Origin of the sequence: Rhizobium pisi, from assembly GCF_003938655.1 — a bacterium.
GTDB classification, from domain to species: Bacteria; Pseudomonadota; Alphaproteobacteria; order Rhizobiales; family Rhizobiaceae; genus Rhizobium; species Rhizobium pisi.
The window spans coordinates 54984-67044 of the sequence record NZ_RJJT01000009.1 but is presented as its reverse complement, the minus strand read 5'-3'; the positions used below and the strand labels follow the sequence as shown (position 1 = coordinate 67044).

General features: G+C 61.3%; 13 protein-coding genes. 4 read left to right on the top strand and 9 right to left on the bottom strand.

Annotated elements, in window-relative coordinates:
• Positions 1–30 precede the first annotated feature (30 nt).
• Positions 31–468, bottom strand: coding sequence for a VOC family protein (locus tag EFD55_RS14085; protein WP_125845672.1), 438 nt, complete (start codon positions 466–468; stop codon positions 31–33).
• Between the two features lie 416 nt (positions 469–884).
• Between EFD55_RS14085 and EFD55_RS14080 the strand changes: the two genes are divergently transcribed.
• Positions 885–2288 carry an L-serine ammonia-lyase gene (locus EFD55_RS14080; RefSeq protein WP_125845671.1) on the top strand — a complete coding sequence of 468 codons (1404 nt, stop codon included), beginning with the start codon at positions 885–887 and terminating at the stop codon, positions 2286–2288.
• A 184-nt stretch (positions 2289–2472) separates the two neighbouring features.
• Positions 2473–2910: a DUF1489 family protein gene (locus EFD55_RS14075; protein ID WP_125845670.1), complete on the top strand. Its 438-nt coding sequence runs from the start codon at positions 2473–2475 to the stop codon at positions 2908–2910.
• A gap of 58 nt (positions 2911–2968) precedes the next feature.
• Here the strand turns inward: EFD55_RS14075 and EFD55_RS14070 are convergent, their stop codons facing one another.
• From EFD55_RS14070 to EFD55_RS14040, 7 genes are all read right to left on the bottom strand, one after another.
• Positions 2969–3244, bottom strand: a complete 276-nt coding sequence (locus EFD55_RS14070) for a hypothetical protein (RefSeq protein ID WP_125845669.1) — start codon at positions 3242–3244, stop codon at positions 2969–2971.
• A gap of 113 nt (positions 3245–3357) precedes the next feature.
• A complete protein-coding gene (locus EFD55_RS14065; protein ID WP_125845668.1) occupies positions 3358–4893 on the bottom strand; it encodes a D-alanyl-D-alanine carboxypeptidase in 1536 nt (511 codons plus the stop codon).
• Positions 4894–5011: 118 nt separating this feature from the next.
• Positions 5012–5758 carry a hypothetical protein gene (locus EFD55_RS14060; protein WP_125845667.1) on the bottom strand — a complete coding sequence of 249 codons (747 nt, stop codon included), beginning with the start codon at positions 5756–5758 and terminating at the stop codon, positions 5012–5014.
• A gap of 288 nt (positions 5759–6046) precedes the next feature.
• Positions 6047–6652: a transglutaminase-like cysteine peptidase gene (locus EFD55_RS14055; RefSeq protein ID WP_125845666.1), complete on the bottom strand. Its 606-nt coding sequence runs from the start codon at positions 6650–6652 to the stop codon at positions 6047–6049.
• A 374-nt stretch (positions 6653–7026) separates the two neighbouring features.
• Entirely contained in the window at positions 7027–8001 is a 975-nt protein-coding gene (pip, locus tag EFD55_RS14050) for a prolyl aminopeptidase (protein ID WP_125845665.1), read from the bottom strand.
• Between the two features lie 63 nt (positions 8002–8064).
• Positions 8065–8676 carry a PilZ domain-containing protein gene (locus EFD55_RS14045; protein WP_125845664.1) on the bottom strand — a complete coding sequence of 204 codons (612 nt, stop codon included), beginning with the start codon at positions 8674–8676 and terminating at the stop codon, positions 8065–8067.
• Between the two features lie 124 nt (positions 8677–8800).
• Positions 8801–9445 carry a PAS domain-containing protein gene (locus tag EFD55_RS14040; protein ID WP_125845663.1) on the bottom strand — a complete coding sequence of 215 codons (645 nt, stop codon included), beginning with the start codon at positions 9443–9445 and terminating at the stop codon, positions 8801–8803.
• A 264-nt stretch (positions 9446–9709) separates the two neighbouring features.
• Between EFD55_RS14040 and EFD55_RS14035 the strand changes: the two genes are divergently transcribed.
• Together EFD55_RS14035 and EFD55_RS14030 are read left to right on the top strand one after the other, a co-directional pair.
• On the top strand, positions 9710–10498 hold the full coding sequence (locus tag EFD55_RS14035; RefSeq protein ID WP_125845662.1) for a rhomboid family intramembrane serine protease: 789 nt from the start codon (positions 9710–9712) through the stop codon (positions 10496–10498).
• Between the two features lie 93 nt (positions 10499–10591).
• The gene (locus tag EFD55_RS14030; RefSeq protein WP_125845661.1) at positions 10592–11026 is read left to right on the top strand and encodes a CBS domain-containing protein; all 435 of its coding nucleotides are present in this window, start codon (positions 10592–10594) and stop codon (positions 11024–11026) included.
• A gap of 54 nt (positions 11027–11080) precedes the next feature.
• On the opposite strand, the gene EFD55_RS14025 is transcribed toward EFD55_RS14030, so the two are convergent.
• Positions 11081–12043 (bottom strand): patatin-like phospholipase family protein, encoded by a 963-nt coding sequence (locus EFD55_RS14025; protein ID WP_125845660.1) that lies wholly within the window; start codon positions 12041–12043, stop codon positions 11081–11083.
• Positions 12044–12061: the final 18 nt, after the last annotated feature.

Below are 12061 nucleotides of genomic sequence, written 5' to 3'. Positions count from 1 at the left end.
ACGCTCTTCGTCATCGTCTTCGTATTGCGCTCAGCCGAGTTCTTGGGCGAGTCCGATGAGAAGCCCTTCGGGCCCTCTTATGTAGCAGAGCCGATACGCGTCTTTATACTGCACGACTTCGCCTACGAGCTGCGCGCCGCGCGTACGGAGCCTTTCAAGCGTGTCGTCGATGTCATCAACGGTGAACATGACGCGGAGATAGCCGAGCGCATTGACCGGGGCGTTCCGGTGATCGGCGACGACACGCGGCTTCAGAAAGCGGGAGAGCTCGAGCCGGCTGTGTCCATCGGGTGTACGCATCATGGCTATCACGACATGCTGGTCGCCCAATCCGGTGATACGTCCGGCCCATTCTCCTTCGATCGTGGCCCGCCCTTCGAACTCGAGGCCGAGTTCTCGAAAAAAATCAATCGTCCCTTCGAGGTCTTCGACGACGATTCCTACGTTGTCCATCCGCTTGAGCGCCATGTTTCAAATCTCCGAGATGTCGTTCCAATCTGCAAGGTCACTAGTCTAGCAATGGACAGGTTGTTCAACCTTCCCCCGGCCTCATCCGGGGGCCAAGATCGCGATCCAATCTTTTCTTGCGCTATGTCCAATCGGTTCTACGCCGATATCGGCATAAAGCACACTCTACATATGCCTCGAATGCTGCAATGACTGGTAACGCAGGCCGCTTGGTTTAGCGCATAATCCGGAAAAATCGGATTCGATTTTCGGAAAGGACTATGCGCAAACTCAAAGTACTAGTGCGTTCTGTTGGACGCGCGGCGCTCTAGCGTGTAGTCCCAATGTCGCACCGGCTCCATGCGATGTCGGTGCGCCGCACGGATCCGAAACCGGCCTGGCTTAAGCTTGCAATCTCGTGTTCAAAAGGCGCATCCATGTTTCTTTCGGTATTCGATGTCTTCAAGATCGGTGTCGGGCCTTCAAGCTCGCACACGATGGGTCCGATGTCCGCCGCCAACAGGTTTCTTGAGCTGATCCTGTCGGACGAATGGCCGCGTCCGTCGTCGGGCGCGCAGGTCGCCGCGATCAAGGTCAGCCTGCACGGCTCGCTCGCCCATACCGGAATCGGCCACGGCACGGGCAGGGCGGTCATTCTCGGGCTGATGGGCGAGGCGCCCGACAGCGTCGATCCGGACAAGATGGACGGCATCATCGATACGGTGGAGCGCACCGGCCGCATTGCGCCGGCTGGCCATCCTTCCTATCAGTTCCAGCCGAAGACCGATCTCATCTTCGACAAGAAACAGCCGCTGCCAGGCCATGCCAACGGCATGGCTTTTTCGGCCTATGACAGGGATGGCCGGCTGCTCCTCAAGCGCATTTATTATTCGGTCGGCGGCGGCTTCGTCGTCACCGATACCGAGCTGGAGCAGATGCGGGCGAAGAAGAATGCCGCCAGCGGCGCGCGCGTCCCTTATCCCTTCTCGACCGCCAAGCAGATGCTCGAGATGGCGGAGCGCTCCGGGCTTTCGATCGCGCAGATGAAACGAGCGAATGAGGAGAGCCAGCGCTCGCGCGAGGAACTCGACCAGGGGCTTGACCGCATCTGGGAGGCAATGCGCTCCTGCATCGAGCGCGGTCTCAAGGTGGATGGCATCATGCCCGGCGGCCTCAACGTCAAACGCCGCGCACGCAAGATCCACGACAAGCTGGAGGAGGAGTGGCGCAGCAACCGGGTCAACCCGCTGCTCGCCAACGACTGGCTGAGCGTTTATGCGATGGCCGTCAACGAGGAAAACGCGGCCGGCGGGCGTGTCGTCACTGCGCCGACCAACGGGGCGGCCGGCGTCATTCCGGCGACGATCCGCTACTACGAGCATTTCCACGAGGACTGGGACCAGGAAGGCATCCGCGATTACCTGCTGACCGCTGCCGCGATTGGCGGCATCATCAAGCACAATGCCTCGATCTCGGGCGCTGAAGTCGGCTGTCAGGGCGAGGTCGGCTCGGCCGCAGCCATGGCCGCCGCCGGCCTTGCGGCTGTCATGGGCGGCACGCCGGAGCAGATCGAGAACGCCGCCGAGATCGCGCTCGAACACCATCTCGGTATGACTTGCGATCCGGTCGCAGGCCTCGTGCAGGTTCCCTGCATCGAGCGCAACGCGCTCGGCGCGGTCAAGGCCGTCACCGCGGCCTCACTCGCCGTCAAGGGCGACGGCCAGCATTTCGTACCCCTCGACGCCTGCATCGAGACGATGCGCCAGACCGGCCACGACATGAGCGAAAAATACAAGGAAACCTCGACCGGCGGCCTTGCCGTCAACGTCGTCGAATGCTGAGTTTGTGGGCGCCGCCGTTAGAGCGGTTCAACGCTTAACGCGAGCGCAAAACTGCTCTAAATTTTTGTTTTTACGCAATTCCCGGCAAGGCGCTTTGCGCTTTGCCTGGGAAAACCGCTTCGCACTTTTCCTGGAATTGCTTTAGACGCTTGACGCTCGCTGCCAAAAGGATTTCAACGGCAGCATGGCATTGCATCTCATCAAACTCTGTGTCGGCGCCGACTCGATAGAGGATCTGCGCGAATGGGTGGCAGAGCGGTCGCTGCGCGCCATTGCCGCCGGCCTTGAGCCGCATTCGGTGCACACGACGCGCATGGTGCCGAAACGGATGGAGGAGCTGCTGGATGGCGGCTCACTCTACTGGGTGATCAAGGGTCAGGTACAGGCGCGCCAAAAACTGCTCGACATCGAGACCTTCACAGACGACGAGGGGATTTCGCGCTGCCGGCTGATGCTCGGCCCCGAGGTCATCGAGACGGCGGTGCAGCCGAAGCGGCCCTTCCAGGGCTGGCGCTACTATGTGCAGGACGACGTGCCGCCCGACCTGACAAGCCTAGGCGCCGGCGTCGCGGAAATGCCGGCGGATCTTCGCCGCGAGTTGACCGAACTCGGCCTGCTCTAGATTCTGATGGCTCCGGGCCACCCGGCCCAAATCTGAAACCGTATCGACCTGTCGAGGATCAACGCAGGCGCAGCTGCACCGGTGCGCTGCCGTCCGGCGAGGTCACATGCAGGTGGATGCGCGCCTCCGGCTGGGAATAACGCCAGGCGCGGGCGCCATGGCAAAGCAGCAGATTGATGAGATCCCGGGTCTTCGCGGACTTCGCCCTCGGCCGCTGCAGGCCGAGCTCGGCGAGGCGCAATGCGGCCTCGTGCAGCGGGTGCAGGGAGGAACGCATCTTTGCCGCGGCGCGGCGCTCTGAAGGCGTTCCCGGAACATTCTCATTGATCGCCATTGTTTTCCCCGTAAGCAATACTGATCGAGTTCAAAAATGGTGGCCGGAAACGCAAACACCGATTCCGGCCGTCACCGATGCCGCCGGCACTTGCGTGGGCAGCATCGAATGGGTCATTGGGCGGCGGCCCAGCACTTGACGCCGGCCTTCTTCAAGGCCTTGCAGGCGTTGATGGCGTCGCGCTGGTCGTCGAAGCCGCCGAAGCGGGCGCGATAAACCTGCTCACTGCCGGCGCCGTAGGCGATTGCGAAGGGCTTCGCCGAGGCCAGTGCTTTGCCACCCTTGCTCTTGGCGCTATCCAGGAGATCCATGGCCATCTGCCGGCTCGGCGAAACGCCAACCTGCACGACCCAGCCGGCCGGTCCTGTATTGGCCGAGGTCGGGCTGGTCGAAGCGGTCGTGACGTTGTCAACGGCAGCATCGCTCTCGTCCGTCGGCACAGCGGCCGCAGCCTGCGGCTTGAAGGTCTTGGTCTTGACTTTGGTCGGCGCAGGCATTGCCTGGGTCACCAGCGGGTTGTCTGTCTTCGGCGCAGCGGTCTCGGCATAGGCGACCTCGGTCTCGGCAACCTGATAGCGTGCATCCGGCAGAGGTCCCTTATGCGGCAGGCCGAGATCGGCGGCAGCGGCCGAAACCGGCGGCTGGGCCGATGTGATCGTTTTTGCGACCTGCTGAGGAGCTTTCTGCGGCTCGACCGGAGCGGGCGTTTCGATCATCGCCGGGGCAGGGGCTGTCTCGGCGACCAGCGCCGAGGAACCACCGCGGCTCGAGGCCTTCGGCAGGTAAGTCGCAATCAAATTGCGCATTTGGGCGTCGCGGGCGGGCGTCGACGCGCCGCCGAGCACGACGCCGACGATCGACTTGCCGTCCACCTGCACCGAGCTCACCAGATTGAAGCCGGCAGCACGCGTGTAACCCGTCTTGATGCCATCGACACCACGCACCGAACCGACCAGGCGGTTGTGGCTGCGGATCGTCCGTGTGCCGAACTTGAAGGCGCGGGTGGAGAAATAACCGTAATATTGCGGGAAATGCTGGCGAAGGGCGATGCCGAGACGTGCCTGGTCGCGCGCCGTCGTCATCTGCGCCGTGTTCGGCAGGCCGTTGGCATTGCGGTAGGTGGTGCGTGTCATGCCGAGTGCATGCGCCTTGGCGGTCATCAGCTGGGCGAAGCGATCCTCGCTGCCGCCGCCGAGCATTTCGCCGAGGGCGGTCGCGGCATCGTTGGCCGAGAGCGTGACGAGACCGAGAATGCCCTGTTCGACGGTGATCGAGCCGCCGGCGCGCACGCCGAGCTTGGTCGGCGCCTGGGCAGCCGCACGAGCGGAAAAGGGAACCTGCGTATCCAGGCGGATGCGACCCTGCTCCAACGCCTCGAAGGTCATATAGAGGGTCATCATCTTGGTCAGCGAGGCTGGATACTGCAGCCGGTCGGCATTCTCGCTGTAGAGAACGTTGCCGGTCTTGGCGTCGACGACGATGCCCGCATATTTCGGATTTGCCGCTTCCGCTTCGGCACTTATCGAATCGACCAGAACGATCGTGACGGCCACCGAAAGGACCGCCAACAGCCTTGCGAAAAGGCTACCGGATCGGGACGATGATACGGAGGAGACTGACCTTGACACTATTCCACTCTTCGCTTGCATTTCAGATATTTGGCAGGAACCGCACACCTCCCGCCGCACAGTCCGTCGTTTGAAACTAACGGCTCAGCGTTACCAATCCGTTTATGATGAATCGTTTATTTCACGGTCCGGGAGCATTTTAGAAACTTGTCGCGGAATGGTTCACAAGACGGGCTTCCACAAAGGTGCGGATAGCGGCATCAATATGTTCCCAGTCATTCAGATGGCTGCTGGAGAAGCGGTAGAGAACGCTGAGATCCCTGCCGACCTTGATATCGCGCTGACAATCTCCGCTTGCCGCCTTGTCTGGGGCTGAAGGCAATATGCAGCGCACGACATAGTCCGGCCCGCCCTTGACGGGCGCCGTCAGCAGCACCTCGTCGCCGTAACCCGCGTCGGCGCGAAGACGATGCAGCGTCAGCCCGTCGTGATAGGGCTCGGGCATTCCGTCGAGCAGATGTGAATAGATCGGCTCCAGCCGCCCGGACATGTCGCGCGACATGGTGCTCTGGGTGATCTGGAGAAAGATCAGGCCGGAGGACTGGGCGATATCGTCGAATCGAAGGTGATTTGCCTTGTTGTACCCCTGCATATCGGGCCATGCGAGGTAAAGATCGACGCGCTCTGCCGCACCTTCATGTCTCTGGCTCGGAAAGCGGATGGCATTCTCGGGAAATTTCACGGTATCCCGACCGACGGTCAGGGTGATTTCGGCCGCGCTGTCGGTATTGCCGGCAAGCGAGATATGCCGGCCGAACCAACGCCCGCCGATGCTGATCGCGACCGTGAGAATCGCAAGGACAGCGATCACCGTCATCGTTCGGAACAGGAAACCCATGGAAAGGAGCGGCTGCTCCTCCGGTGCGCTCTGCGCGGCGTGGCTCATGGCGGTTCTTCGCTGTTTCGGCCACGGGAAAAGAAACGAACCGCCGGTGCCGATGATGAATCTGATCAGCATCATCGGGTCGACAGGGTTAACAATTTGCTAAAAAATCGAAGGGCGTGTTGTCTTGAGACAACGTCACCGGAACGGGACGAGCTAGCGCTCGCCCTGGGCCAAAAATGGGTGAGCCGTTCCCGGGACAGCGGGAACGGCTCTTGGGCACCGGTCGGGGACGGGATGCGGGGACTGACCGGGCCGAGGCCTGTTGCCGGCAGAGCCGGCGGGCCGTTCTTACTTGACGCTACCAACCGCGACAGTGCGGCCGTCCTGAAGCTTCGACCAGCGAGCCGGATCGTCGGCGGACTGGCGCTTCAGATAGGTGTATTCGGTATCCGACCACAGCAGCACCTTGTTGCGCATGTTGTCGAGGATGAAATCGCCGTGGTCGGTACGAACAGTCAGCACGGCATGGCCTTCGCCGTTCGGCTGCAGCACGACGGTGATCAGCGTGTCGGACGGCGAGAAGCCGTCGTCGATCAGCATCTTGCGCTTCAGGAGGGCATAGTCCTCACAATCGCCGACGGTGGTCGGATAGGCCCAGTGCTCTTCGACACCGTAGATCTGTTCATCCGTTTCCGGCTGAATCGTCGAATTGACGGTGTAATTGACCTTGAGGATTTCCTTCCAGCGATCCTCGGTAAGGATGGCCGGTCCGGCGTCGCCGCCGGCATAGGCGCATTCTTTCGGATTCGCCTTGCAGAATTCGTAGTGTCCGATCGGCGGGCTGGCATTGCCTGCCAGTGCCATGCTGGCGGGCATCGCCTGTCCCGAACCCGCCATTGCCATCATGATGGCACCGGCCAGAAGGCCGCCTTTCAGGATGTTCGCAGTTGTCATTGCCGTCTCCCCTAAGTTGGAGCGACAATGGCACAGACGTTTTTATCTCACGCAAAATTACGCAATAGAATTAAAGGCTTAGTTGATTCAAATACCGATAAAGATTGGCTCAAAACAATCTCGAATGCGCGTAAAATTCGACGCGGATTTGTCTCGAAATCGAATAAAATTGTAATTCACGCAACAAGGCTTTCGCCCGTAAAGGGCCTGGGTTGCCGTCCTGATGTTAAGGATTTTCGTTGAGCCGGATAAATTCCGCTGCGCCACCGGCAGCAAACGCCTGCGTTTAGCAGGCGGGCGATGCGGCCAAGATCGGCTGATTCGGGCGGTTCAGAACCAGAATATCGCTCACATCCGTGGTTTCGGCGGGAAAATTATTTTTGACGAGAATCGCGAAATCGGTCGGTGGCGGCAACGATCGCCGCAGTCATATCGGGATTCGAGGTGGAATGGGCGGCTTGCGCGATGATCTTGAGCTCGCTTTGTGGCCAGGCACGGGCCAGTTCCCAGGCGCTGACAAGCGGCGCCTCGATATCGAATCTTCCCTGCAGCAGAACACCGGGAATGCCGCTGAGTCTCGCTGCATTCTTCAATAGAGCGCCGTCTTCCAGCCAGGCACCATTCACGAAGTAGTGGGTGATGATGCGGGCGCGCGTCAACAGATAAGCCGGATCGGCCCAGCGGCGCGGCAGGCCTTCGGGGTCGACAAGAAGGATCGAGGCCGCCTCCCAGTCATGCCAGTCGCGTGCCGCCTTGAGGCGCGTCGCGGGGTCCGGATCGTTGAGAAGACGATGGTAGGCGGCGACCATATCCTCGTCCTGCCCTAGCATGCCCGAGGGAATCGCCTGAAGAAAACGGTGCCATTCCTCGGGAAAGAGGGGCGCCATACCCCGATAGAGCCAGTCGATCTCCGAGCGGCGCGTGGTGGTCACGCCAGCGATGACGATCGCGGCGACGCGCTCCGGATGGGTTTCGGCATAGGCGAGCGCCAGCGTCGACCCCCAGGAATTACCGAAAAGGAGCCAGCTGTCGACTCTGTGATAGGTCCGCAGTTGCTCGATATCGGCAACGAGATGCCAGGTCGTGTTGAGGGAAAGATCGGCTTCGGGATCGGCAGCACTCGGGAGACTGCGGCCGCAATTGCGCTGATCGAAGAGGATGATCCGGTAGGCGTCGGGATCGAAATAGCGGCGTGCCACAGTCGAACAGCCGGAACCTGGCCCGCCGTGCAGCACGAGCGCCGGACGGCCAGCCGGGTTGCCGCAGGCTTCCCAATAAATCAGATTGCCGTCGCCCGTATCGAGCAGGCCGTGATCGTATGGTTCGATATCAGGATAGAGAGGTGACATCAGCGCGCCCGCGATCGAGGAGGGCAGCCTTATCCGTCATATCGGTGACGGATGGATGACGGCCTAAAGGAATTCGCGCAGCGTCTCGCGGGACTGGATCGAGAGGAATTCGATCGCGACACCTTCGACGAAGTGGCGAACGACACGCCCGCGCATGTTGCCGAGACGCACCGCCGTTCCGATCGAGGGACGCATTTCAATGTCGACGGCAGCGCCCGACAGCGAAAGGTCCATGATGCGGCAAGAATAACGCGTGCCGTCCTCAAGCGTGAGTTCGGTCTTCACGTCGCGCGGTGTCAGGCGGTCGTGGCGGCGATCCTCGGGCAGGCCGAGCTCGTGTTTATTGGCAAGCCAGGTGAGCTGGGCGGCAAGCTTCTCGCGCTTGCGGTCGGTGGCATTGATCGACATGGTGAAGCCGCGGCTGTCGAGCGTCTGAACATAACCTTCGACGCGGCCGAGGTGGTCGATATAGGCGATCACGCGTTCGCCGGCACGCGGCCGGCCAAGACAGGTGACGTACATGTCGCCGGGCGACATGTCGATCACCATGCATTCGAATTCCTCGTAATTGGCAAGCATCAGCCGGCCCTGCATATTGATGGGCACACGCTGGAAAACGCCCTGTTCAGGGCGCGGCGCAGGTCTTTGCGTCTGAGCTGGCTGGAACGAGTGCATCAAAGGACTTCTTCATGAAAAGGGCAGAGCTCGATCTTTACCCGCAATCCATTAACAGAAGGTTGTTCCGACCCATCCCAGCATAGCCGAAAACGAGTATGCCTCGTGTTCCAAAACGGGACCGTCAGCGCGCCTCCACGCTCAGCAGCTGCGATACCATGCGACGCATGACCTGGCCGAAACGGGCGCCTATGCCGGCGACGACCTCGTTGACGGGGCGCACGTCGGCTGGCGCGGCTCTGCCGAAATGTGTCGGCAGCAGGCGGCTGCGGTCCAGCGCCAGGAATTCGAGCGGCACGATCTCCAGCCAGCTCGCGGCCGCCGCCGGCGTGATTGCGCCGAGCAGGCGGTCGCAGGCGCCGTCCCGTGAGCGCAGCGGCATCATGACGATCTCGAAAGAAGCCTGATGGCCGACGGTGCTGTAACCAGTGGCATTGAAAAGGGCCGGCATGGCGTGGTCCATCACGCCCATCGCCGTACGCTCGATATCGGTATGCTGACCATTCGCCCAGAGCGAGGAAAAACGTTCGCCGCGCAGATCGCGCCCGAAGAGATCGCAGATGCGGGTGCCGGCAAGCCGGAAACCGATGTCTCCACCGTCACGCTTCTCCAGAATGAAGAGGCTCTGAAGAAGATGGGGAACGGCGGAAGGTTCGACCTGGGATTTCAACGGTGCATCCGCGGTGCCACGGATGCGGTTCCAATAGTCAAATATTTCGATGGTCGTCTGTAAACGCATTTCACACCAACCTGTCCCATTCCGGAGCAATTTCAGGCCGTCATGGCCCTCATAGGCCTTACCTTGCGGATTTCATGCCAAACCGCGGCGGTTAAGGTTAAGAAACGGTTTCGGTTGAGATGAGGCGCCTCTCATGACACTGTCCCACCATCGCTTCGACTTTCGAAGTTCTGCACAACCTCCCCGGGCCAGGGTCTTTCCAGGCACTCCGGGTTACGCCGTCCGACACTGCGGGCGGCTTTTTTTTTGACAGGCGCTCCTGTATGGCTGTGGCTTCAACGAGGCAAAACACAGATGAATGAGCAGACGGCCGAGCCGACCAAGGCGCCCGAACCTCCCGAGGTCCAGCCGCCGGCACGGCCACCGCGCGTACCGGTCTTCAACCTTCCGCCTGCGCTGTTCTTCAGCCTTTGCCTGCTGATCGCCATTTATGCCGTGCAGACGCTGGTGCTCTCCGACGATGCGGTAAGCTGGCTGTTCTTCACCTTCGGCTTCGTTCCCGCCCGCTATGTGATTCCGCTGTCGCAGCAGGGGCCGGAACTGTTCTGGACGCCCGTCACCTATTCGCTGCTGCACGGCAGCGTCCAGCATATCGTCTTCAACGGATTCTGGCTCATGGCTTTCGGCGCACCGGTCGTGCGCCGGATCGGAACGTTGCGTTTCGTGCTCTTCTGGATTCTTTCCTCCGTCGCATCCGCCGCCTTGCACGCAGCGCTCAATTGGGGCGACATATCGCTGCTGATCGGCGCGTCCGGCGTCATCTCGGGACTGATGGGAGCCGCCTGCCGATTCGCCTTTCCGTCCGAACGGCGGCCGATGCTGCCGACGCATCTCAATGCCCGGCTTTCCATCCTCGAGGCGCTGAAGAGCCGGACCGTCGTCATCTTCATGCTGCTCTGGCTGGTCGGCAACGCGCTGATCGCCATCGGCATCCCGCTCGCCGGCGACAGCGATCAGGCGATTGCCTGGGATGCGCATATCGGCGGGTTCGTCTTCGGCTTCCTGCTTTTTTCGCTTTTCGACCGGGCGCCTAGCCCGCCTGTGGAAGCTGCCGGCACCAAGAAGGATATGTTGCAATCCTGAGCCGGGCGGTGCACCATCGACCTATATCCGCGCTGGGGGGAGAAACCGCCGCGGATGCCTGTGACAAGTGTTTCACGGACATAGGAGGTTCGAATGACAAGTTCAGTCAAAGCAATCCTCGACCTGAAGGGCAGGGACGTCGTCACCGCCGGGCCGAACACCACCGTCGCCGAGGCGGCCAATATCCTAAGCAAGAAGAAGATCGGCGCCATCGTCGTCGTCGGCATGGAAAACCGAATTTCGGGCATGTTCACCGAGCGTGATCTGGTGCATGCCATCGCCAAACACGGCAAGGATGGCCTCGATCAACCGCTTGCCCAGATGATGACGTCGAAGGTCTATCGCTGCCACGAAGAGACGACCGTCAACGAGTTGATGGAACTGATGACCAGTCGCCGTTTCCGTCACGTTCCGGTGGAAAGCAATGGCAAGCTCGCCGGAATCATCTCGATTGGCGACGTGGTGAAATCACGCATCGCCGAAGTCGTGCGCGAGACCGAGGAAATCAAGGCCTATATCGCCGGCTGAGGTTTTCGCCCGCCTTGTTTGAGGCATGTCGTCGTTCCAAAACCGCGACATGCGTCACGGGTGGCTGGCGTAGACTTCCTGCATGCGCTGGATCTCGGGGAGCCGGGCTCTGGCTTCCTCGTAGCCGCGTTCAATCGCCTCTCCGGCCCGATGGAACTCGGAAAGGCCGATATCGCTGAGGCGCGGTTGCAGCGAGATATCAGGGGGGTCGCCGGCAAGGCGGGCGCGGGCAATCCTGTCCTGGATGATGTTGAAGGCCTGGACCATGACGCCGGTCATGCCGAGCCGCGCATAGGGCGCCTCTTCCTGCTTCTGCACTTCCTGCGGCGAGAGGCTTGCATTGTGCCGGACGACGGCCGAGCGGCCATAGAGATCATAATTCAAATTGACGGCGACGACGAGCAACTGCTCGTAGGCGCGGCAGACGGAGACGGGTACCGGGTTGACCAGCGCGCCGTCGACCAGCGTGCGATGGTTGCTGCGCACCGGCTCGAAAATGCCGGGCAGGGCATACGAGGCCCTGAGCGCCGTAATCAGCGAACCATTGGCGATCCAGACCTCGTGGCCAGTATTGACCTCGGCCGCGACCGCGACAAAGGGCCGGTCGAGATCCTCGACGTTCAGTCCTTCGAGATGCTCCTGCATGCGTTTGGTCAGTCGCATGCCGCCGAAGAGGCCGCTGCCGCCGATCGTCAGATCAAGCAGGCTCGCGATGCGGCGCATGGTCAGCGAGCGCGCGAAACTTTCGAGTTCATCGAGTTTGCCGGCGAGATAACAACCGCCGACCAGTGCGCCGATCGAGGTGCCGGCAATCATGCCGATCTCGATCCGCGCTTCGTCGAGTGCGCGCAGCACGCCGATATGGGCCCAGCCGCGGGCGGCGCCGCCGCCGAGCGCGAGCGCGATCTTGATTTTCCTTGCGGGCGTGGGGGGAGGGATCGTTTCGAGTGTGGTCGATATGCCGGAACCGGAACCCTCGCCTTCAGAGCTTTGACGATGCAGACTCCAGCTCAGCATGGCGCTCTCCCCTCCAGT

Coding starts and splice junctions, on each gene's coding strand:
- EFD55_RS14085 (WP_125845672.1), bottom strand. CDS start 468: ATGGCGCTCAAGCGGATGGACAACGTAGGAATCGTCGTCGAAGACCTC.
- EFD55_RS14080 (WP_125845671.1), top strand. CDS start 885: ATGTTTCTTTCGGTATTCGATGTCTTCAAGATCGGTGTCGGGCCTTCA.
- EFD55_RS14075 (WP_125845670.1), top strand. CDS start 2,473: ATGGCATTGCATCTCATCAAACTCTGTGTCGGCGCCGACTCGATAGAG.
- EFD55_RS14070 (WP_125845669.1), bottom strand. CDS start 3,244: ATGGCGATCAATGAGAATGTTCCGGGAACGCCTTCAGAGCGCCGCGCC.
- EFD55_RS14065 (WP_125845668.1), bottom strand. CDS start 4,893: ATGCAAGCGAAGAGTGGAATAGTGTCAAGGTCAGTCTCCTCCGTATCA.
- EFD55_RS14060 (WP_125845667.1), bottom strand. CDS start 5,758: ATGAGCCACGCCGCGCAGAGCGCACCGGAGGAGCAGCCGCTCCTTTCC.
- EFD55_RS14055 (WP_125845666.1), bottom strand. CDS start 6,652: ATGACAACTGCGAACATCCTGAAAGGCGGCCTTCTGGCCGGTGCCATC.
- pip (WP_125845665.1), bottom strand. CDS start 8,001: ATGTCACCTCTCTATCCTGATATCGAACCATACGATCACGGCCTGCTC.
- EFD55_RS14045 (WP_125845664.1), bottom strand. CDS start 8,676: ATGCACTCGTTCCAGCCAGCTCAGACGCAAAGACCTGCGCCGCGCCCT.
- EFD55_RS14035 (WP_125845662.1), top strand. CDS start 9,710: ATGAATGAGCAGACGGCCGAGCCGACCAAGGCGCCCGAACCTCCCGAG.
- EFD55_RS14030 (WP_125845661.1), top strand. CDS start 10,592: ATGACAAGTTCAGTCAAAGCAATCCTCGACCTGAAGGGCAGGGACGTC.
- EFD55_RS14025 (WP_125845660.1), bottom strand. CDS start 12,043: ATGCTGAGCTGGAGTCTGCATCGTCAAAGCTCTGAAGGCGAGGGTTCC.